General features: G+C 57.0%; 18 protein-coding genes and 2 pseudogenes. 15 read left to right on the forward strand and 5 right to left on the reverse strand.

Translation table 11 applies throughout. From position 1 onward, the window contains the following. Positions 1 to 233: 233 nt before the first annotated feature. The 3 genes from ACN0X0_RS20895 to ACN0X0_RS20905 are packed head-to-tail and all read right to left on the reverse strand — an operon-like array spanning position 234 to position 3,039. Positions 234 to 1,352: an NAD(P)/FAD-dependent oxidoreductase gene (locus ACN0X0_RS20895; protein ID WP_417280803.1), complete on the reverse strand. Its 1,119-nt coding sequence runs from the start codon at positions 1,350 to 1,352 to the stop codon at positions 234 to 236. Further along, a complete protein-coding gene (locus ACN0X0_RS20900) occupies positions 1,349 to 2,749 on the reverse strand; it encodes an FAD-dependent oxidoreductase (RefSeq protein WP_417280804.1) in 1,401 nt (466 codons plus the stop codon). Before ACN0X0_RS20900 ends, ACN0X0_RS20895 begins: the two co-directional genes overlap by 4 nt. Continuing rightward, positions 2,746 to 3,039, reverse strand: coding sequence for a (2Fe-2S)-binding protein (locus tag ACN0X0_RS20905; RefSeq protein WP_417280805.1), 294 nt, complete (start codon positions 3,037 to 3,039; stop codon positions 2,746 to 2,748). Before ACN0X0_RS20905 ends, ACN0X0_RS20900 begins: the two co-directional genes overlap by 4 nt. A gap of 481 nt (positions 3,040 to 3,520) precedes the next feature. Between ACN0X0_RS20905 and ACN0X0_RS20910 the strand changes: the two genes are divergently transcribed. From ACN0X0_RS20910 to ACN0X0_RS20930, 5 genes and pseudogenes are all read left to right on the forward strand, one after another. Beyond that, positions 3,521 to 4,549 (forward strand): IS110 family transposase, encoded by a 1,029-nt coding sequence (locus tag ACN0X0_RS20910; protein ID WP_417280806.1) that lies wholly within the window; start codon positions 3,521 to 3,523, stop codon positions 4,547 to 4,549. Between the two features lie 323 nt (positions 4,550 to 4,872). Continuing rightward, the gene (locus ACN0X0_RS20915) at positions 4,873 to 5,166 is read left to right on the forward strand and encodes an IS3 family transposase (RefSeq protein WP_007195955.1); all 294 of its coding nucleotides are present in this window, start codon (positions 4,873 to 4,875) and stop codon (positions 5,164 to 5,166) included. 8 nt (positions 5,167 to 5,174) lie between these two features. Next, positions 5,175 to 5,747, forward strand: coding sequence for an IS3 family transposase (locus ACN0X0_RS20920; protein WP_417280807.1), 573 nt, complete (start codon positions 5,175 to 5,177; stop codon positions 5,745 to 5,747). Positions 5,748 to 5,998: 251 nt separating this feature from the next. Then, positions 5,999 to 7,078, forward strand: a complete 1,080-nt coding sequence (locus tag ACN0X0_RS20925; RefSeq protein WP_417280808.1) for an IS110 family transposase — start codon at positions 5,999 to 6,001, stop codon at positions 7,076 to 7,078. 16 nt (positions 7,079 to 7,094) lie between these two features. Then, a pseudogene (locus ACN0X0_RS20930) lies at positions 7,095 to 7,409 on the forward strand (transposase); the annotation flags it as partial. 36 nt (positions 7,410 to 7,445) lie between these two features. On the opposite strand, the gene ACN0X0_RS20935 reads toward ACN0X0_RS20930, so the two are convergent. Continuing rightward, a complete protein-coding gene (locus tag ACN0X0_RS20935; RefSeq protein WP_417280809.1) occupies positions 7,446 to 8,384 on the reverse strand; it encodes a LysR substrate-binding domain-containing protein in 939 nt (312 codons plus the stop codon). Positions 8,385 to 8,584: 200 nt separating this feature from the next. Between ACN0X0_RS20935 and ACN0X0_RS20940 the strand changes: the two genes are divergently transcribed. The 9 genes and pseudogenes from ACN0X0_RS20940 (at position 8,585) to ACN0X0_RS20980 (ending at position 20,385) form a co-directional block, all read left to right on the forward strand. Continuing rightward, positions 8,585 to 10,624 carry a hydantoinase/oxoprolinase family protein gene (locus ACN0X0_RS20940; RefSeq protein ID WP_417280810.1) on the forward strand — a complete coding sequence of 680 codons (2,040 nt, stop codon included), beginning with the start codon at positions 8,585 to 8,587 and terminating at the stop codon, positions 10,622 to 10,624. A 10-nt stretch (positions 10,625 to 10,634) separates the two neighbouring features. Beyond that, complete coding sequence (locus ACN0X0_RS20945; RefSeq protein WP_417280811.1) at positions 10,635 to 12,377, forward strand: hydantoinase B/oxoprolinase family protein; 1,743 nt, start codon at positions 10,635 to 10,637, stop codon at positions 12,375 to 12,377. Between the two features lie 96 nt (positions 12,378 to 12,473). After that, positions 12,474 to 14,006: an ABC transporter substrate-binding protein gene (locus tag ACN0X0_RS20950; protein WP_417280812.1), complete on the forward strand. Its 1,533-nt coding sequence runs from the start codon at positions 12,474 to 12,476 to the stop codon at positions 14,004 to 14,006. A 59-nt stretch (positions 14,007 to 14,065) separates the two neighbouring features. Further along, positions 14,066 to 15,019 carry an ABC transporter permease gene (locus ACN0X0_RS20955; protein ID WP_417280813.1) on the forward strand — a complete coding sequence of 318 codons (954 nt, stop codon included), beginning with the start codon at positions 14,066 to 14,068 and terminating at the stop codon, positions 15,017 to 15,019. Beyond that, a complete protein-coding gene (locus ACN0X0_RS20960; protein WP_417280814.1) occupies positions 15,016 to 17,721 on the forward strand; it encodes a dipeptide ABC transporter ATP-binding protein in 2,706 nt (901 codons plus the stop codon). The genes ACN0X0_RS20955 and ACN0X0_RS20960 overlap by 4 nt, the downstream gene beginning before the upstream one ends. A 249-nt stretch (positions 17,722 to 17,970) precedes the next feature. Then, positions 17,971 to 18,825 carry an NAD/NADP octopine/nopaline dehydrogenase family protein gene (locus tag ACN0X0_RS20965; protein WP_417280815.1) on the forward strand — a complete coding sequence of 285 codons (855 nt, stop codon included), beginning with the start codon at positions 17,971 to 17,973 and terminating at the stop codon, positions 18,823 to 18,825. Between the two features lie 11 nt (positions 18,826 to 18,836). Next, positions 18,837 to 19,811, forward strand: coding sequence for a glutaminase (locus tag ACN0X0_RS20970; RefSeq protein WP_417280816.1), 975 nt, complete (start codon positions 18,837 to 18,839; stop codon positions 19,809 to 19,811). A 12-nt stretch (positions 19,812 to 19,823) separates the two neighbouring features. Then, positions 19,824 to 20,083, forward strand: a pseudogene (locus ACN0X0_RS20975) (IS66 family transposase); the annotation flags it as partial. After that, complete coding sequence (locus tag ACN0X0_RS20980; protein WP_417280817.1) at positions 20,080 to 20,385, forward strand: plasmid pRiA4b ORF-3 family protein; 306 nt, start codon at positions 20,080 to 20,082, stop codon at positions 20,383 to 20,385. The pseudogene ACN0X0_RS20975 and the gene ACN0X0_RS20980, both read left to right, overlap by 4 nt. Before the next feature lie 49 nt (positions 20,386 to 20,434). Here the strand turns inward: ACN0X0_RS20980 and istB are convergent, their stop codons facing one another. Continuing rightward, positions 20,435 to 21,175, reverse strand: a complete 741-nt coding sequence (gene istB, locus ACN0X0_RS20985) for an IS21-like element helper ATPase IstB (protein ID WP_417280819.1) — start codon at positions 21,173 to 21,175, stop codon at positions 20,435 to 20,437. 137 nt (positions 21,176 to 21,312) lie between these two features. Between istB and ACN0X0_RS20990 the strand changes: the two genes are divergently transcribed. Then, positions 21,313 to 21,891, forward strand: a complete 579-nt coding sequence (locus ACN0X0_RS20990) for a hypothetical protein (RefSeq protein ID WP_417280818.1) — start codon at positions 21,313 to 21,315, stop codon at positions 21,889 to 21,891. Positions 21,892 to 22,003 lie beyond the last annotated feature (112 nt).

The raw sequence follows: 22,003 nt of genomic DNA on the forward strand, positions 1-22,003 counted from the left end.
ATCTTTCGGAAAAAGGGGCGGCACCGGCAATACCGGTGCCGCCAGTTGGTCGTCCACAGGGAGGTTGTAGAGGACGAATTCCACACAGAAATTTTGAGTGAATAACAACAACGGATGTGAGAACTTTGGGATATTTCGAGCTCACACCGCGCCTCTGCTATCCGGCTGATTGAAATCACATAACCGAGACCACGTGCCAGCCGGTGACTGGATTGTCTCTTGTCAGTTCTAAGTCACTGGCGATGCAATCGACCGGCTGAAAAGTCAGTGATTTTTCGATTGGTACCCCCGTCGATTACGAGGTCCGCGATAATTGCGCCCACCACTGGGACGAGTTCAAAGCCATGACCCGAAAAGCCAAAAGCGTGAAAGATTCCTTGCGCAATCGCCGATGGCCCAATGACTGGAAGCAAGTCGTGTGTCTTGGCCTCCATGCCAGCCCATGTTCGGACGATCCGAAGGCAGCCGATGGAGGGAAACAGTTCAGTTGCGGTAGCCGCAACTTTAGACAGTTCAAGAAAATCTACGTAGCTCTCTTGACGGTCCAAATCGGCGCTCCCTTGAAGGCCGCCTCCTATCAACAAAGTACCTTGATCGGTTTGTTTGAAAGAAAGAGGACGGCCGGCTACGCCGACGACAGGTTTGACAAAGGGAGCGATGCGTTCGGTTACAATCATCATTGAGGCCTTGTGACCCAGCGAAACCTCTTCGCCGATCATGGCGGCGATCTTGTCCGACCAGGCACCAGCAGCGTTAATTACATTGGGCGCCTCGTATGTGTGGTCGTTCCCAGTCACACGCCAACCAGAGCCAATACGTTCTATCCGCGTTACCGGGCATTCTTCTTTGATCAGCACGCCCGCGAGTTCGGCAGCCCGACGAAAGGCTATGAGTGTGCGATGGGGATCTGCGGCGCCGTCTCGTCTTACCATCAAGCCTGCAGAGCAGCGGCGTGATAGTGCGGGCACCAGTTTGTGCAATTCATCGGCGTCGATGAGTTCCTCATGATTGAAGCCCGCGGCGCGAGATTTTTCGAGGCGCCGTTCCAGAAGACGAACATCATCAGGGTCGACAGCGATTTGGATTTGACCATGAGCATGGAAGCCACAATCATCACCAACAAGCGCTTCCATGGAGTGCCACATTTCGATTGCTTCTAACGCGATTGGGAGTTCTTCAAGGGCGCGGTTCAGGGTCCTGACACCCGCAGCTGATCCACCAGAAGCGTGGCGCCCAAGCCAGGACTTTTCGAGCAATGCAACCCGCATGCCTGAACGAGCTAGGTGCAGGGCGGAAGACAAACCATGCAGGCCGCCACCGATTACTATGGCATCGTGGACGGAATTCGTCATGCGCTCTCCTCCGGATTATTGAGTGACGCTAGCTCACTTAGAGTGAGTGGTTTCAAGGGAGGACGGATGCGGTGCAGTCCGATGTCAGTGAGCGATCGTCCGTGCAGATCGGCCAGCAGCCGCGTGACGGTCGCGTTACACTGACGACCTTGGCAAGGGCCCATTCCCGCCCGGCTGAAGATTTTGACGCGGTTTGGATCCGGTGCACTATGCGAACCGAGTTCGCGTAGCTCGCCTGCGGTCTTTTCTTCGCACCGACAGACGATCACATCGTCCGACGGGCGAAGAACGTCATAGCAAGGCCTATAAAGCGCATTGAGTAGCGGTCGGGTGCCAAGTGCGGATTTCAGTTTTGACCTTACGGGCACAATGGTTCTGGCCGCTTCAGCCTCTGTCATTTTCCGGGATTTAACAGCGACCCGAATTGCCGCGATCTTGCCCCGTAGACATGCTGCTTGGGCACCACCAATTCTTGCGCCGTCTCCTGCGACATAAACTCCGCACTTCGAGGTTTCGCCCCAGTCATCTATCGCGGGCACATGGCAATAGAGGTCAGGGTCCCAAAGGTGATCGCAACCGATCGATTGCGTGGTGTGGATGGACGGAACGATACCTTCGTGGACGAGTAGAGTAGTCGCTTTGACTGATTGGCGCCGTCCTGCCCGCGTTGTGAAAGAAAGCTCTTCTAAGACCCCGTTGCCATGCGCCTGAATCTTGGTGGCGTTGGGAAAATAGCGAGCGTTGCGTCGCACGGTTGCAACCCATCCCAACCCTTTCAGAATCTCTCCTGGTGCGCTTGCCATAGCCTTGGCGGCACGGGGAAATAGAGTAGTGGGACGCGTGCGGGGAGATGTCTCAACAAAGCCTGCGATCTGTCCCCCCGCCTTGAGAAGTTGATTGGCGTAGAGCAATGCCAATGGTCCTGACCCGACTATCCAGACGGGGTCTTTTGGAACTTGGTTCGCTGCTTTCAACAGGATTTGCGCCGCGCCAACGGTGAGGACCCCGGGCAAGGTCCAGCCCTTGAAAGGAGCGGGACGCTCTTGAGCACCTGTGGCGAGGATGAGTTCCGTGGTGTCGACGCAAAACGCTTTGCCTTCGGTCGAAGCGAATATCCTCTGCCCGTTTTCTATATTCCAGACGCGCGTGTTCGGAAAATAGGTGGCTCCACTGCCGCGAAATTGCCGACAAATCTCTTGGCCTTCGAGATATGCTCGTCCGAACAAGCTTGCCCGACTGTTCGTCGCGACGGCCTCCACCGCGCGCCAGATTTGGCCACCAGGTGCCGGTTGCTCGTCCATTACCATTACAGTGAGACCGTGCTTTCTGGCCTCAATCGCGGCCGACATTCCGGCGGGGCCGGCGCCCACGATCAACAGGTCCACTTTGGGGATCATTGTTCCACGCTCCGCCGCCCGAGTTGACGATCTATGCGCATTCCGTCACGTACCTGTGTGAGGCAGGTTTGGGTTGACGACACACCGTCGATTGTCGCGAGGCATTCAAAACAGACGCCCATCATACAAAATGGGCCTCGCTTCGCGCCTGACACGGGCGTAGTCCGTGACCACGTTCCCGGTTGCCGCAAAAGAAAGGCCGCGACGCTTTCGCCGCTTTCAGCATAGGCGGGTTCCCCATCGAGAAACACACATAGCTGATCTGCCGTATTGTCGAGTTTCCGGAACATTATCTCTTTCTCCGTGCGGCCTAAGGCGAGAGCACAGGGGGCCCATAGACTCTGCGAACCGCAAAGTTTGACTACACAAGGGCAGAACCAAGATTGTATCCCGAATGTTTGCGGATCACTGGCCGACACCCTTTCTCATGGAGTAGGTAAGGAGGCCCGAGCCATAATGTCCAATGCAAATTTTTTAGCAAGTTATTCCAAAAGTTATGAAAAGCCCTTTGTCGTTGCTCGATGCGTTTGGCGCTGGTCTGCTCCGTGCCCAATGCTTGGGGCGACGGTCTGAGGGGACAACTTGGAACAAAATGTGGCATCTCGCTGAAAGACGGACTGTCAGTGATTATCAAGTGCTCAATGACAAAGCGTGTTTTTTGCCCGCTACCTTTGCTTCTTTCAGTTGCGTTACAGTGAGCTAATGGGATGAACTGCCTTCCCACCAAACCGCTGCTACGGTGGCGTGCATAGGTGGAGAGAGGAACATCAGATGGACATCAAGGTTCTGGGCATTGATTTGGGCAAGACCGTTTGCAGTCTTGCCGGGCTGGATGAAGCGGGAGCGGTTGTGTTTCGTAAACGGCTCCAGCGGCATCGACTCCTGGACTTTCTTGCTACGCTTCCGTCCTGCGTCGTTGCGATGGAAGCCTGCGGCGGGGCGCATCACATTGGGCGCTTTTGCCTGGAGAAGGGGCATGAGCCCCGGTTGATGTCGCCGCTCTACGTCCGACCATATGTGAAGGTCCACAAGAACGACGACCGTGACGCAGAGGCGATTGCTGAAGCCGCGACGCGCCCGACGATGTCCTTCGTTGCGATCAAATCGGAAGAACAGCTCGATCTTCAGGCGCTGCACCGTGCGCGAGAGCGCCTGGTGTCAGACAGGACGCGCTTGATCAACCAGGGCCGCGGTTTCCTGATGGAGCGCGGCATCCGGGTAGGAACCGGGCGCCATATCTTCCAAAAGGAGATGGCCAGACTGGCCGCAGAGGGCGCTGCCGATCTTTCACCCCGAATGCGCCTGCTCGTGACTGATATGGCGTCCGAGCTGGACGTGATCAATGATCGGGTCACAGCCATCGATGCCGAGATCAAGGCGCTGGCCAGGACGGATGCTGATATGCAGAGGCTGATGGAAATCCCCGGCATCGGTCCCACGATCGCGACAGCGCTCGTAGCAGCTGTCGGCACCGGCAGCTCCTTTGGCAAAGGTCGTGATCTTGCCGCATGGCTTGGTCTGGTGCCGCGGCAGGTCACGACAGGTGGCAAGGCCAAGCTGATCGGCATCTCGAAGCACGGCAATCGATATTTGCGTAAGCTCTTCATACACGGAGCTCGAACGGTACTGCATCTCGTGCGGGACAGGACGTCGCCAATAACGGCTTGGGCAGACGCTCTGAAGGAGCGAGCGCATGTGAACGTCGCGGCGGTCGCCATGGCCAACAAGATGGCACGTATTGCCTGGGCTGTGCTGACGAAGGGTGAGAGATATCGGCCGAATGCCGTGAGCGGCCTGTAGTAGGGCAGACGCGCAACCGGACAAAGGAATCTGCGAGCGAGGAGGAGATGGACCAACGACCGATCGGCGTCTTGCAAGTCTGACGGGGGGCATGGCCCTTGAGTGCCGATGAGCTAACGAGACACAGGACGCGCGACTTCCCATCTTGGTCAGGGGCAAATCGAACGGCCCCGAAGAAAGACCGAATACATAGAAGCAGGGTCAGCGGTGCATCGACAAATCACTTGCAGGGGAAGGCAGTTCATACATACCCCCCGAAATTCGGACACTGACATAAGCTACGATTTGCAGTCTGCTGATCTTCGACGAGAAGGAGATCAGAGATGTCGAAACGCAAGCAGCACGCGCCTGAGTTCAAGGCGAAGGTCGCGCTGGAAGCCCTGAAAGGCGAGGAGACGGCAGCCGAACTGGCAAGCCGGTTCGGGGTGCATCCGACGATGATCCATCAATGGAAGCGAGCCCTGCTCGAAGGCGCCTCCGGTGTGTTCGAACGCGGGGGCCGCAAGAAGCCGGAGATTGACGAGGAGCAGGTGAAGGAGCTCCACGCCAAGATCGGGGAGCTGGCTGTGGCCAACTCTTTTTTGGAACGAAAGCTGAAGCCCTGGGGCGGGAAGTGAGGCGCGGCATGATCGAGCCCGACCACCCGGATCTGTCGATCGGCCAGCAGTGCAAGTTGCTGTCGATCGCGCGTTCGTCTTTCTACTACACGCCCAAGGGCGAGACCGAACAGAACCTCGGCCTGATGCGGCGGATCGACGAGCAGTTCTTGGAGACGCCGTTCTTCGGCGTCCGGCAAATGACTTGGCACCTGCGCAACGACGGCCATCTGGTGAACGAGAAGCGCATCCGGCGACTGATGCGCCTGATGGGGCTAATGCCGATTTACCAGAAGCCCAACACGAGCAGGCCGACGAAGGGCCACAAGACCTATCCCTACCTGCTCAGAGGTCAGCGAGTGGAACGCCCGAACCAGGTCTGGTGCTCGGATATCACCTACCTGCCCATGCGGCGCGGGTTCCTATACCTCGTGGCGATCATGGACTGGTACACCCGGAAGGTCCTGTCCTGGCGGATCTCGAACACGCTGGAGGCCGACTTCTGTGTCGAGGCGCTGAACGAGGCCATCCACAAGTTCGGCCCGCCAGAGATAATGAATACGGATAGTCATATGGTAGGAACCAGTTCTCGGATGGTTTGACTCAAACACTGATCGACCGTTCGATGGGGTGGTGCCGCATGGCTTTCCGGCTTGGTTTGACCCTCACTCCGATCGACCTGACACGTGTCTTTCCCTGGACCTGTCGATCATCCGGGAACGCCTTGCGGCGAGCTTGTCTCAGAGATGCTGCCGTGACCCGAGAAGGGCCTGACCATCCGGTCTCATGACTGTCCTGTCCCTGCATTCATCGAGGCGACGCTCGTTCACTTGCCGCAGGAAAGGATCGTCAAATGGCTAAACAACCAGACACTGCTCACGTCGTCGGAGGCGTCGACACCCACAAGGATTTACATGTTGCTGCCGTCGTCGACCAATACGACCGTGTGCTCGGCACCGAGAGCTTCGCAACCACACGGCATGGACATCGCATGATGTTGGAATGGATGCGTTCATTCGGTGACCTGCAACGCGTCGGCATCGAATGTTCTGGCAGTTATGGTGCAGGGTTGTTGCGCTATCTACAAACCGCGGGCGTCAAAGTGCTGGAAGTGGTCACATCCCCTGACAAACATGCCCGCCACCGCCGCGGCAAGAACGACAACTTCGATGCGGAAAGTGCGGCCCATGCTGCTTTTGCCGAACGCCACACGGTCACACCAAGGAGCCGCGACGGTATGGTCGAAAGTCTTCGCGTTTTAAAGGTTTGTCGAAAGACAGCCGTTCAGGCGCGCCGCATTGCTTTACAGATGATCCAGACCACGATTGTTTGCGCACCTGACAGATTGCGCGAGCCTCTGCGCCAGATGACAAGAATGCAGTTGATCCGCACGCTGGCAGCCTGGCGGCCCGATCTTACGGCGTATCGGGAGGTAGAAGAGGCCTATCGCATTGCCCTAAAATCCCTGGCGCGGCGTTATCTTGAACTGCATGACGAGATTGCTGACCTGGACGACATGATCAAAGCGATCGTCAAAGATCTTGCCCCCGAGCTTCTGGAGCAAACTGCGATTGGCCTGAACAGTGCGGCACAGCTATTGCTGACAGCCGGAGACAATCCCGAGCGATTGAAATCCGAAGCAAGCTTTGCGGCTCTGTGCGGCGTTAGTCCCGTTCCGGCTTCATCAGGGAAAACGGTTCGACATAGACTGAACAGAGGCGGTGATCGCGCCGCCAACAGCGCGATCCACATCATCGCCATAGGACGTTTGCGACTGGACCCTCGGACCCAAGACTATGTTGCCAAGCGCATTGCGGCCGGAAACTCGAAAATGGAAGCCATTCGCAGCCTGAAACGCTATATCGCGCGAGAAGTCTTCGGCATCATCATGCGGCGGCATAAAGAAATAAATCAGACACAAATCGCCGCTTGACTCTTAGAAGGGCGTCCAGGGATCCCAGTTCACGTCCTTTGCCTGGACGGATCGGCTCCGCCGGTCCAGCGTGCGCATATCGATGGATGGGAAGGGCCGTTTCCTCGACAATATCTTCATCGAGAGGCTGTGGCGCACTCTCAAATACGAGTGCGTCTACCTGCATGCCTGGGAGACCGGTTCGGAGACGAAAGCGGCCATCCGGAAGTGGATGACCTTCTACAACCATCAGCGCCCGCATTCAGCCCTGGGCGGCCAGCCTCCGGCGCTGGTCTACTGGCAGAGAAATGATATCAACCAACCCGATCAGCAGGTGCAGCGAGTAGCTTAATTTACGCCAGATCCTGTCCAAAAGATGGGGAGTAGCTCACAGGTCCGGTGGGAGCTCTTGGCTGTTCAGGATGATCTCTGACACACCGAACTTTGCGCAGTGCTTCACTTCCTCGATGAATGCCATAATGAGAGACTTGTTGCGGGCGTCGTTCGCGTAGGCAATGTATTGTTCCAGCGAGGAGTTCGGCGCAACAGGTCGGGTGATTATGCGGTCGTCTTCGGCGTCCAAGAACAATGGGTAGATCAATGACACTCCCAAGCCGCCAGCGACGAGTTCACCTACCGAATTTGCTGTATCGGTTGTCACGGTAATGTTCGCATTTACGTTGTGTTCGCGAAGCAAATTGTCGACCCTGAGGCCCGTTTGGGAATCCAGGTCAAAGGTGATAAGGCGCTCCCCATTCAGATGTTCGGGGTGCACTACGTCCAATTTGGCTAGTGGATGGCCCATAGGCATGATGCAAACCAATGGCAGCTCGGCAAATTTCTCCACATGGAAGGCCGGATTGTCGATCCGCGTCGGTGTAATCGCGACGTCAATCTGGCGGGTGAGGACATGTTCTACCAACCAGCGCGAACGTCGTGACTGGATAATGCAATAAACATTGGGGTGCCGGTCCTGAAGTCGTGAGATGACTTTGCGCATGAAGGTTCCGGTCAATCCGGGCGGTGTCCCAATCACCAGTTTTCCTTGATCCTCGCGTTTGATGAACTCGATGGCACTTTCGACCTGCTTTATGCCCGCGAAGATGCGCTCGACCTCCTCGTACAGATAGAGGCTCTGGGCTGTTGGCACCAAGCGTCCCTTCTGGCGCTCAAAGAGATTCAGGGCGTTGTCGACCTCAAGCTGCATCAGGAGCTTGCTGGCTGCAGGTTGCGATATGTGAATCATCTCAGCGGCCCGACTTACCGTTCCCGCTTCCATAATAGCCTTGAAAACTTCGATTTGACGAAGGTTGATCGGACGAGCCATAGTATAACTTTCGTAATAGCATAGTCGGTTCTTACTATTGGACATAATAGGATTTGGTTTCCTACGTTTGTCAACACCACAGTGCGGACCCGACCCAGAACACCTTACAGGCCCACCATTTTAGTCCATGGGATGTTCGGATTTTGCGTGGTGTGGGACGTGCTGGGCGAAGAATTGACGGCTGAAGGAGTCAACGGGCGATGTATAGGATTGGAGTTGATGTTGGGGGCACGTTCACCGACTTCGTAATGGAGAATACCGACGATCTCTCGGTGGCTTTCTACAAGGTGCCCTCGACGCCAGACGATCCATCGCGCGCTATTGCTTGTGGCATCGGTGAAATGCTGGAACGCAATGGTGTGGATCCGCGTAAAGTTGGATATGTGGGCCATGGCACCACAGTTGCCACCAACATGGTGATCGAAGGTCGAGGCGTGCCGACCGGATTTCTGACCACGGAAGGCTTTCGTGATGTGTTGGCGATTGGCCGACAAACGCGTCCCTCACTGTATGATTGGTCAGTGCGAAAAACCGAACCACTGGTAGAGCGCTTTCGTCGCGTGGAGGTGGGTGAACGTCTCGACAAAAACGGCGAGATTATACGGAAATTGGATGTCGAGGCCGTGGAGAAGCTTGTTGTCACGTTGCGTGACAGTGGTGCGGAAGCCATAGCAGTCGGCTTCCTCCATTCTTATCGCAACCCTACGCACGAAAAGGCTGTGAGAGATATTGTTCGACGTGTCGCGCCCGAGATGTACGTGTCTATCTCATCTGAAGTTGTAGCGGAATTCCGCGAGTTCGAAAGGTTTTCGACGACCGCACTGAATGCTTACGTCGGGCCGAGAACTCAGAAATACCTACACCGCCTTCGTCAACGGATTAGGGAAGCCGGGATCTCTGTCGAGCCTCTGACGTTCCACTCGAACGGCGGGTTACTGCCGGTCCAGACGGTGGAAGAACTGCCTGTTCTGACTTGTCTTTCGGGTCCCGCCGCCGGGGTGATTGGCGCTGCGCGAATTGGCGCTCGAATTGGCGAAAGCGAGATCATCACTTTTGACGTGGGGGGGACGTCGACAGATGTCTCCCTGATAACGGGCGGTAAGCCGCAGTTCACCTCGAGTCGCCAGGTGTCGGGTCATCCCGTTCGAATGCCGATGGTGGATATTCACGTCATCGGGGCCGGTGGCGGTTCGATCGCCAAGATTGATGATGCGGGCGCTCTGACGGTCGGCCCTGTCAGTGCCGGTGCAACGCCGGGCCCGATTTCCTATTTGCGCGGCGGGAAGGAAGTTACACTGACCGATGCAAACATCGTGTTGGGCCGTCTCAATCCGGTCGCGCTGCTCGAGGGTCGAATGAAAGTCGATCGTTCTCTGGCAGAGGCCGCGATCAGGGATCAAATCGCAGGGCCGCTCGGACTGACCGTCGAAGACGCGGCAATGGGCATCATCAAGATCGCGACCGTAAATATGAGCCGCGCGATCCGGTCTGTGTCCACAGAGCATGGCCACGACTTGTCGGGATTTTCGCTTTATGCATTTGGCGGGGCAGGGGCGTTGCACGCGGCAGAGGTTGCCCAAGAGTGCGGTCTGCCCAAAATCGTTGTGCCGCAGGAACCAGGAACACTTTGCGCGCGCGGTGTGTTGCTGTCGGATTTGAGCCGCGACTTTGTCCGCACGGTCCTGAAGGTGGCAGATTCGCAAAGCTGGGACACTATCGTGTCGATGGCAGAGGAGATGCGCAAAGAAGGAGCGGAATGGCTCGAGGAAGAGGCAATGACAGGCTCCAGGCAAGACCTGCAGGTCTCGTTGGATGCCCGCTACCACGGGCAAAGCCATGCTATTTCGATACCTGTCCCGAGTTTCGGCGACAATGCAATAGATGCCTTTACCGCCGATTTCCATGCAGCCCATGAAGATCAGTTTGGATATGGACTACCTGACCACAAAGTCGAGGTCGTCAACCTGCGCCTGAAAGCGATCTGTTTTGTCGAGAAGGGTGGGGCCAACAGCGCCGAGCCAGGAACCTCGTTGGCGGATGCGAGGCTCGAAACGCGCAACGTCTATTTTGAGGACGGCTGGCACGAGACGACCGTGTACCGACGAACCCGTTTGCCGCACGAAACACAAATTTCCGGGCCTGTAATTATTGAAGAAATGAGCGGAACCACCGTCATCCTGCCTGCTCAAACAGGTCGCCTGGATGCGCTCGGTAACATCCACATCACCACCACCAATTGAGGGCCTGACAGTGAAATCCGTTGCACCCACCCCCGAGGCAAAGAGCGGTTTCGACGCCATTGCCATGGAGATCTTCTCTAACCGTCTTTTGTCAATCACGGAGTCGATGGCGATCAATATGATGCGTTCTTCCTTCTCCACGCAAATCAAGGAAAGGCGGGATTTCTCTGTTGGTCTGTTCGATGGAAAGGGACGCCTTGTATCCCAGGGTACTCATATACCGATCCACCTGGGGTCTTTGATGGGCGCGGTCGACGCACTATTGGCGCGGTTCCCCATTGACGCCATTCAACCTGGCGATGCCTTCATCTGCAATGATCCATATGTCGCGGGCGGCACTCATTTGCCCGATATTTCGATCGCCACTCCCCTGTTTGTGGAAAACAGACTTGCCGCGTTTATGGTCAACATCGGCCATCACAATGATGTCGGTGGGCCTGTTCCCGGCTCGACGGCGGCGACGTCGCGGTCAATTTTCGAAGAAGGTTTGCGTATCCCAGTGATGCGCGTGTGTCGGGACGGAAAAATCGACGACGATTTGCTGGAAATGATCGCGCTGAATACGCGCCTCCCTGAAGAGCGCATTCTCGATCTCAAGGTCCAAATCGCCACAAACGAGCGGGGCGGGTCAGATGCGCGTAAGTTGATCGAGCGGATGGGGGTCGAGCATTTCGAAGCTCGTATTCAGGACTTGCTCGACTATACCAAGCGCCGACTCGATCTGAGGATCGCAACCCTGAACGGAACAGAGCCAAGCACCTTTACCACCTATCTTGACGACGATGGTTTCGCCGATGGCGACAAGGTCCCTCTGTGTGCAACGGTTAGCGTTGAGGGCGGGAAACTGGTGCTGGATTTCACGGGAAGTGGTCCTGAGACCCGTGGAGCGATGAACATCGCGCACAATGCACTAAGAGCGACCGCGTACTATTGCGTGAAGGCTTTGCTTGACCCAAATCTGATGGCGAACGCAGGCATGATGGCCTCGATCGTACTTCGCTCGCCTGAGGGAACAATCGTCAATCCGAAGGCCCCTGCCGCTGTAGGGTCACGCACGATTGCCTGTCAGCGATTGGCTGGCGCAATTTTTGGTGCCTTTCAGCCGCTCATTGACCCGAATACCCGAATGGCATCCAGCTATGACGTGCTGCCGTCATACGATTTCTCTGGCTACCATCCGGAAACGGGGCGGTATTTCATCTGTGGTGAGACCGCTGGCGGTGGTGGTGGCGCGCGATGCGATGGCGACGGGATGGATGGCATCCACGTGCACATTACCAACTCGCTCAATCTTCCCGTCGAATCGATGGAGAACGAAGCGCCAGTTTTGTGCGAAGAATATGGACTCTTGCCGAACTCGGGTGGGGCAGGGCGGTGGCGTGGCGGTATGGGTATTTTCCGCACAGTCCGCGCGCTTCAGGACAAGACCATCGTTTCGGCACGCTCAGATCGCCACTTGCAAGGAGCGCCAGGCTCGGAAGGCGGCAGGCCCGGCGGCCTTGGTCGTATTCTCCAGAATGTTGGCACGCCGCAAGAGGTCGTGCTGCCGTCCAAGTTCGCGGGATTGAAACTGGAAGCGGGCGAAACGCTGCGGATCGAAATCCCAGGCGGAGGTGGGTTTGGCGACCCCTCCGACCGCCCTGTTGCGTTGCTTGCGCGAGACCTTCGGGATGGCGTGATGACAGAAATTCGCAGCCGAGAGGATTACGGCGACGCTAAGACCGACGCCGCTGTGCTTTTGCTCGCCAATTAATGCGAGGCGCAATCACGAGCGAACGAGCCGAGCAGTAAACTAAATCGACGAGAAACCGGAACAACCGGCAAAATCAAACCGACAGGAGAAAATGGAATGACGAATGTAATCAAAAGCCGACTTGGCAAATGGGGGTTGATGCTGGCAGCGACAGCGATTTGTTCAACCTTAACGTTGGCAAAAGAAGCCGCGGCGGAAGATATGGATACTCTGCGCTTCGGTCTTGCTTCCTACCCCTCTGGGCTGGACCCCTTTCGTCACGAGGGCGCTGCTGGGCACAATGTGAAGCTACAGATTTTTCGTGGCCTTCTTGGCCTCGACGGCGGCGGCCAGGTGGTTGGGGAGCTTGCGGAAAGCTGGGAACAAGAGGGAATGGATTTCGTTTTCCACATCCGTGAAAACGCGGTCTTCCAAAATGGTGAGCCGGTCAATGCCTCCGATGTGAAGTGGTCGTTCGAGCAGATCGGCAAGGAGGGTTCGACGGCCTATTTTGTCAACGAACTCTCCGTGATTGAAGAAATCGAGGTCGTAGATGACAAGACAGTACGGTTCCGTCTTTCGGCACCGACCCCTGCTTTCACCAAGCTTCTCGCGACCCCTTATGCGCCGGTGCTTTCCGAAGTGGCTGGTATCGACACGCCCGTTGGTGCGGGCCCCTACAAGATCACCAAGATGGAAGAAGGTGTTGCCATCAGTTTTGAGGCCTTCGACGGATACTACAAGGAAGGTTACCCTAAAACGCCCAAACTTGAGATGATCGCCTACAAGGACGAGAACCTGCGCGTCGCTGCGCTTGAGTCTGGCGATGTCGACATCATCGAGTATGTTCCTTGGCAGAGCATGGCCAAAGTCGAAAGCAATGCCGACCTGGTATTGCAGGAAACCACCGGTCCGAACATGGTCCTGAACTTTAACGTCGAACAGGCACCCTTCGATGATGCGCGTGTACGACGTGCGGTTTGCAATGCGATCAATCGGCAAGATGTGGTCGACGCTGCGTTCTACGGTCGTGGCAAGGAACTGCTTGGTCTGCCTCTCGATGAGACTTCGGAGGTGATGAGCCCCGAAACTCAGGACTTGTTCAGCTTTGATCCCGATCTGGCCAAATCGCTTCTTGAGCAAGCAGGTGCCCTTGGCCAATCGGTCAAGCTTCTGTCCTCGTCGACCTATTCCATGCATCAGGATACCGCCTTGGTGGTGCAGCAGTATCTCAATGCGGCGGGGCTCCCAGTTGAATTGGACCTGCCAGAATGGGGGGCACGGGTCGCTCAGGGCAATGAAGGGCAATATCAGTTCGCCGTGAACGGCAGCGCAACCGTCGTCGATGATCCGGACGGGTTGACGGCGATGATTGGCAGCGGTTCCCCGAGCTACAAACGCTCTTTTGGCTACTCCAATCCCGAACTGGATGCGCTTCTGACGGAAGGTCGCCATGAGTTGGATCCCAACCGGCGCGCGGAAATCTACCAGAAGGTTGCGGCGATTGTGGCCGAAGACGTTCCATTGTGCCCGTTGACGCGCCGGACCCAAGGTTACGCCATGCATGGCAACGTCGAGGGGTTCAACGCTCTCGTCGGTAGCAGCAGTGGATATTCCGCCTTTGGGTTGGAAGCCGTCCATTTGGAATAAGTGCGGCCACCGGGCGTGTGCGAGACACACGCCCGGTGCATAAGACAGCGGGTAAATCGATGTACACCTATATAATTAAACGGACAGTTGCGGCACTCATACTGGCTCTCACCGTCGCGACGATCGTTTTTCTGGCGCTCTATCTGGTGCCTGGAGATCCAGCGGTCATGCTGCTTTCAGTCGGTGGGGTTGAGCCGCCTGAGGCCGCCGTTCTGGCGCTTCGCCAAGAGTTGGGCTTGGATCGTCCTGTGGTGCTCCAATACCTCACTTTTTTGGGAGGCTTGCTGCAAGGGGATCTTGGCAGGTCATTCAGCAATAACGGCACGGTCTGGAGCACGATCGCAATCCGTCTCCCGCGGACCTTGGAACTGATCGGGTTTGCCACCGTGATCTCGCTGGCGATCGGTGTTCCCGCGGGAGTGGCCGCGGCGCTTCGCCAGGGGCGTTTCGTGGATCGTGCATTTTCTTTCGCGGCCAGCGTTCAGATGTCCTTGCCAATTTTCGTTACTGGAACGGCGATGGTCTATGTCTTTGCTCAGCGTTTGGGGTGGGTGCCCGCCGGTGGCTATGTGTCGTTTTCCGACAATCCAATCCGACACGTTGTTCTGGTCCTGATGCCCGCTTTGGCGATTTCGGTGGGCTTTTCCGCGATCATTTTTCGCATGGCGCGCGCAACCGTTGCATCTGTGCTGACGAAGGATTGGGTGCGCACGGCGCGGGCCAAGGGAATCAGCGAGAAGCGCATTCGGCGCTGGCATATCGTGCGAAACTCTTTGGGGCCGGTGGCGACTATTGTTGGTCTAGAAATGGGGGCGTTGTTGGGCGGCTCTGTACTTGTCGAATATGTCTTCAACTATCCAGGCCTTAGCGGGTTCCTCGTGACCGCGATAGAAAATCGGGATTATCCGCAGATACGCGGCACAGTACTGGTCATCGCTTTTCTATTTATCTTCCTGAATCTCCTAGTCGACCTCCTCTACATGGTCCTCGATCCGCGGGTGCGTAGCCAATGACTTCAAAACTGAAAAAAACACGCCTGCGCATTGGTGGGCTAGAGATAAATGTCACTTTGCTGGCCGTTCTCGTGGCTGTTGCGATTTTCGGCCCCATGGTCTGGCGCGTTGACCCGACCGCGATGAACATCGTCGCGAGGTTCGCGGGTCCGTCTCCCCAGCACCCTCTAGGACAGGACAATTTTGGCCGGGACATCCTTTCGAGGTTGATGTACGGTGCCCGGACCTCTCTTGGGATCGCTTTCGCGACAGCTCTCATAGCGGGTGCCGTGGGCACTGCGGCCGGCATCATCGGTGGCTACTTCGGCGGTCTATGGGAAACTATTACGCAGCGCATATCCGATGTATTGCTGGCATTTCCGCCCATTCTGATGGCATTGCTGGTGGTCGCGCTCTTCGGCCCAAGTGCAACGACGCTCATCGCTTGTCTGTCATTGCTATATATCCCGAACTTTGCGCGCGTGGCATATGGTGAGACCCTGTCGATCCGCAAGATCGAATACGTTGAGGCACAGCACACTTTAGGCGCGAGAAGTTCGCGCATTCTCTTGCGGTCAATTCTACCGAATATTGTAGGGCCGGTATTGGTCCAATTCTCTCTTACGGCGTCGCATGCGATTATCGTCGAAGCTGGGCTGAGTTTCTTGGGGCTTGGGGTTGTTCCGCCCACGCCATCTTGGGGGCTGATGATCCGTGATGCGAGAACGCAACTTGAAGTCAACCCTACGGGGCTTGTGTGGCCCAGCCTTTGTCTTGTGCTCACCGTATTCATAGTGAACCGTCTTTGTGATGGGCTTCAGTCGCGCTTCAATCCACGAAGCGCCAATCTCGAAACGAGTAATCGCTGGAGCGACGCGGAACACATGGTGTTCAAGTCTCCCCAGACGGGTTCCGCCGATTGCAATGCCCTGATCGAGGTTGCCGGCCTGCGCGCGGAGTTTCTGACCCCGTCGGGTCCGGTTGTTGCCGTCAAAGACGTGTCCTTTTCGATAGAACGCGGGAAAACGCTGGCTATCGTCGGCGAGTCGGGTTCGGGGAAGAGTGTCACGGCGCTCTCGCTTATGCGGCTTACCGAACCAGGAACCAGCCGTTGCCAAGGTTCCGTACGGCTTGACGGTATGGAATTGATGTCTTTGGCGAGCGATGCGTTCCGCGATGTGCGTGGGAATGACATCGCGATGATTTTCCAGGAGCCGATGACGTCTCTCAATCCGGTGTTGACGATTGGCACGCAGATCACCGAAGCCATCGTGGCGCATCGGGGTCTGACGCCCGCGAATGCCAAGGTGGAGGCCATCAAACTTTTGGAACGGGTTCACATTCCCGATCCAGTGACCCGCCTCGGCCAATTTCCCCATAATTTTTCGGGCGGGATGCGCCAACGCGTCATGATCGCCATGGCGCTTGCATGCAAACCGAAACTGCTTATCGCGGATGAACCGACCACCGCGCTGGATGTCACTGTTCAGGCGCAAATCTTAAACCTTATAAAAGAATTGCAGGACGAAGAGGGGATGTCCGTTCTGTTCATCACCCATGATATGGGCGTTGTTGCAGAAATCGCAGATCAGACAGTTGTGATGTATAAGGGCGAAGTCGTCGAAAGCGGTGCGACCGAAGAGGTTTTTGCTCGACCGCATCACCCCTACACCCGAGCGCTTTTGTCGTCGGTGCCGAAGCTTGGCTCGATGACGGGTCATAGCGAGCCGTTGCGATTCCCGAAGGTGGATCGAAAGACAGGCGAGATAGCACCGGTGCAGGTGAGCCCGATGACGGTACGCGAGGGCGAGGCGCCTATCCTCGAAGTAGCAAATCTAGTGAAACGGTTTGAACTCCGCTCTGGGTTGTTCGCAAGGCCATTGGGGCGTGTGCATGCAGTTGAAGACGTGTCCTTTGACGTCAAGCCCGGTGAAACTTTGTCCATCGTGGGCGAGTCGGGTTGCGGCAAATCCACGACTGGACGCGCGCTTCTCAGACTGAATGAACCGGATTCCGGATCTGTCAGGCTTTGTGGCAAGGATTTTCTGGCCACTGGCCCGCGCAACCTTCGTGACGAACGAAAACGCATCCAGATGGTTTTCCAAGACCCATTCGCAAGCTTGAATCCAACGCAAAAAATCGGAGCGGCGATCGCCGAACCATTGCTGATCCATGGCCTTGTCTCTCCTGGTGAGGCAAAGACCCGCGTTGCCGAACTTCTGGCGAAAGTGGACCTGAGCCCTGAAATGGCGGACCGTTTCCCGCACGAATTTTCAGGTGGGCAACGTCAACGCATCTGTATCGCTCGTGCTCTCGCTCTCGAGCCAAAGCTGATCGTGGCGGACGAAGCGGTATCAGCTCTTGATGTTTCCGTGAAGGCACAAGTCGTCAATCTGATGATGGATCTCCAAGAAAGTATGGGCCTGTCGTATTTGTTCATTTCGCACGACATGGCCGTCGTTGAACGCATCAGCCATCGTGTAGCTGTCATGTATCTGGGCGAGATCGTCGAGATAGGCTCGCGGGCGGATATCTTCGAAAATCCGCAGCATCCATACACGAAAAAACTCTTGGCCGCAGTGCCTGTCGCTGACCCTGGCCGACGGCGGAGCAAGCTGGCGGTGTCAGACGAGGACATCAAGAGTCCAATCCGTAAAGTCGACTATGTGCCGCCCAAACGAGAGTACAAGGTCGTGTCACCAGGGCACAAAGTGATGGTTTGAGGACTTTGTCTGAAAAGGGGTGCGTCTCAACAAAGGACCATAGGGCTTATCACGAGACACCAAATTAGGAGCTGCGGGCACGGAATGAGGTTTGCAATCATTGGCACGGGAGGCGCCGCCTTGGCGACTGCAGCGTTGCTTGCTCATAAAGGGCATAGTGTTTGCCTAGTGTCCGTTTCGGGAGCGGGGGCCACGGGCCTTTGGGGGCAGCATCTTCGGGCGCAGGGAGCACTGAGGCTGGATATCTATATGCAGGTGAGCGCGGATGCGGACGTCATTGGCGGGGCCGATGGCGTCATTCTGGCGACATCAGCGGATCGCTACCAAAGCGCGCTTGAGGTAATGGCGACGCACATCACGGATGGGCAGCCCGTGCTAATTGGCGCGGAACTGTCCCAGTTTTCTGCTTCTGTCGAAGAGGCCTTGTCCAGGCGAGGGCGCATCGCCCCGATAACGGCACTCTCGACAACGCTGGCCACGGGGCGGCGGGAGGAAGGCGCTTTGGTCAAGGTCGGGTTGCTGCGCAATTCAGCACTGGCATGGGTGCGCGGCTGTGACAATCCGCAAACGCAAATCGACTTTTGGTCAGTAGTTACCGGGGTCGCTCTGACACAAGCGTCGAGCCCTTTGCATTTGACCCTCTCAAACCTCAATCCCATCGTTCACGTCCCGAACGCCCTGTGCAACTTCACCCGCATCGAAAGAGGTGAGGATTGGAGCAACTATGGCGGCATAACGGAAGGCGTCGCGCGCCTCATCGAGGCCCTTGACAGCGAGCGTTTGGCGCTGGCGCGCGCGCTTGGTCTCCACCTAGAAACGTTCAAGTCGTCCTGGGAGAGGAGCAATGGATTCACTGCCGGCATGCCTTTGTCAGAGATGTCAGCAGAACTGCATCAGCGGCGTAACGGTCTGCCCAAAGGGCCTGTAGAAACGAGCACACGGTATCTGACCGAAGATGTGCCCTTCGGGCTTGCGACCTTTGAGCATATTGGCGCGGCTCGCGGCGTTTTGACCCCTGTGACAAGTGCGGCTATTTCAATGACTTCTGTGATCTATGGGCGTTCCTTCAGGCAAGAGAACCCGTTTCTGGACTGGCTCGACTAAGCATGTCATCCTTGGCATTGCGTGTTCGCGCGGCGATGGAGGCGATTTCGCTCGCTATGGCAGATCAAACGGACCGCGGCGAGGTGGCGTTCTATATTCCCGAACTCGCGACCAGCGATCCGCAGAATTTTGCCATGTCGGTGAGCCTTGCGTCTGGCGAACAGATTTCGGTCGGCACTTCGGACACGGCGTTTTCGATCCAGAGCATTTCGAAGATTTTCACCCTTGCCATCGCGCTTGGTCGCTTTGGCGATGGCTTCTGGCGCAGGGTCGGGAGGGAGCCTTCGACTATGGCCTTCAACTCGATTCAGGAACTAGAAATCCGCAAAGGGCGCCCTGCCAATCCCTTTGTAAACGCGGGGGCGATCACCACGACGGACATGATCCTCGCGGGGTCGACGCCCGCTGAATGTATTGGAGAAATCCTGCAATTCGTGCGACTTGCTGCCTCTGACGACGAAATTTTTGTGAACCCCGCTGTAGCTGCCTCGGAGACTGCAACAGGGCATAAGAATTGGGCCCTGGCACATGTGCTGACAGCGTTTGGCAATTTGGAGCACCCTTGCGAGATGACGCTCGGGGTCTATTTCCATCAATGCGCGATCGCGATGACCTGCGCGCAGCTTGCGCGTTGTGGCAGATTTCTGGCGGGCTTTGACGCCGAACAAGACCTGGTCGCGGCAAAGCATGTGCGGTCAATCAATGCGCTGATGATGACCTGCGGGCACTACAACGGATCGGGAGAATTCGCCTATCGTGTTGGAATACCTTCAAAAAGTGGCGTAGGTGGCGGTATCCTCGCGATCGTGCCGCACGTGGCCTCGATTGCCGTTTGGTCTCCAGGGCTAGACCGCGACGGTAACTCGCTTTTGGGTATTCAAGCGCTCGAACTTCTGTCCGAGAGCATGGGTTGGTCGCTTTTCCAAGGTGCAACCTCTTCATTAGATAACCCATTGGTTTCTAATAGGAGTCGCACTTGTAGGTAGCGCGCACCCGACCGGCTGTCGAAGCACAACCCGATCGCCAAGTCGATCGACTACATGTTCCAGGCGGAGCGCCGGCCCGCCTTCACCCGGTTCCTCGACGATGGCAGGGTCTGCCTGACGACGGATGATGTTGAGAAGCCCTTTTCTCGTCTATTCTCACGAAGGCTTGGCTCGGCGATGTCCTCGCCCAGCTGCCTGGCGCGACAGCCTCCCGCGTGCCGGATCTACTGCCTTGGAATTGGTCCCCGACACCACAAGGGATGGCCGCGTGACCCTGATCGCCCGCCTCCGGATTATCCTGAACGATGTCGACCCGCAGCCGATGCGCCACATCGAGGTGCCGCTGAAGATCAGGCTCGACCAGCTGCATGACGTCATCCAGGCGGCCATGGGCTGGACGGACACCCATCTCTACGAGTTCCGGGTGGGGGATGCCGGTTGGGGCGTGCCCGATCCGGACGGGTTCTACGACGGCCCCATGGACGCGAAGAAGATGGCCCTGGAAAAGCTGATCGACCAGACCGGCACTAGGACGATCCAGTATATCTACGTGTTGGATGTCACTGAGAACTGACCCAGCATTGTCACCGAGATTTGACCCGCCTGTCAGTATGCCGGTCGGGTCATGATGTGGTCAACATCGGCGTCTCCTTCCTCTTCTTTTTCGCGGTCTCCGAGCTGGCCTTGAAGCGATAGCTGTCGTTTCCGGTCTCCAGGATGTGGCAGCGGTGTGTGAGGCGATCGAGGAGCGCGGTGGTCATCTTGGCGTCACCGAAGATGCTGGCCCATTCGCTGAAGCTCAGGTTCGTGGTGATCACGACGCTGGTGCGTTCGTAGAGTTTGCTGAGGAGATGGAACAGCAAGGCGCCGCCCGAGGCGCTGAACGGCAGGTATCCGAGCTCGTCCAGTGCCGACAGCACATGCTGTGTATGTGCGAGAGGGAGGATCACCAATTCGGTTTTCACCAAGGCCTCAGCGATTTTCCCGGCCCTTCCCAGCGCCTTTTCCTGTTCCAGCGCGTTCACCAGCTCGACTGTGGAGAAGAAGCGCACGCGTTTGCGGTGATGCTCGATCGCCTGGACACCCAGGGCTGTCGCGACATGGCTTTTCCCGGTGCCGGGTCCGCCAATCAGGACCACGTTCTCGGCGGCGTCCAGGAACTCGCATCGATGAAGCTGCCGAACGAGGGCCTCGTTGACCTCGCTGGCCGCGAAGTCGAAGCCTGACAGGTCCTTGTGGGCCGGGAAGCGCGCTGCCTTCATGTGATAGGAGATGGACCGAACTTCACGTTCAGCCATTTCGGCCTTCAGTAGCTGGGACAGGACCGGGATCGCCGCGTCGAACGCAGGTGCGCCTTGCTCCATGAGGTCATGCACGGGTCCCCACGAGAGCCCTTCTACTTCACGACACTAAGGCCATAAAGCCATATAGAGTCAATACGACATATTGCAGATAAACACATATTGCGAGACAGTCTGCCCAACTTTTGCGGGAGAGCGACATGAAGCGGAAGGTGATGGCAGCGGCGATGGGGGTGATGGCGGGGTTTGGAGCCCCGGAGAAGGCGCGGGCCTATGACATCGACTGCGCCATCATGCTCTGTATGGCGGGCGGCTTCCCACCGAGCGCAGTCTGCGCGCGGGCCTACCGCACCATGATCCGCCGCATCACGCCTTGGCCGAGCCGGCCGCCCTTCGGGGTCTGCACCTTCGCCCATGTGCCGATTGAGCTGGGCGGGCCGGGTGGAGAGGGCGAGCTCGATACCAACTTGCCGGAATACGAATGGCTGAACAGAACCCATGTGATCTGGTTCACCGGGCGCTCCTACGAGCCGCGCGACGAGCCGCGTCAGTGGGATTGGTCGATCCGTTCCTGCGACCGCGAAAACCGGACCTGCCGCTATATCCAGCGGGTCTACGGTTCCTACACGCCCTGGCCCGCGACATTCGTCTCGGAAAGCGGCCAAGAGATTGCCTATCCGAGCGGCGGAGGCCTCTGGCTCTTCTATTCCCGTAGCATCATGGTCGAATACGGCGACTTCGAGGGCAACATGGGTCACTCGGAATGGTTCTCTTATTGATTTTCTTCCTGGGGCAAACCGAGCGAAAAAGGTCTGATCGTCACGCGCTCCAGATCCACGTTCTGCGGATCCACCTTCCAATCTCGCCACACGACACCCGTATTCCAACGGT

The sequence above is a fragment of the Celeribacter sp. genome (genome assembly GCF_048270365.1).
Taxonomy (GTDB): Bacteria; Pseudomonadota; Alphaproteobacteria; order Rhodobacterales; family Rhodobacteraceae; genus Celeribacter.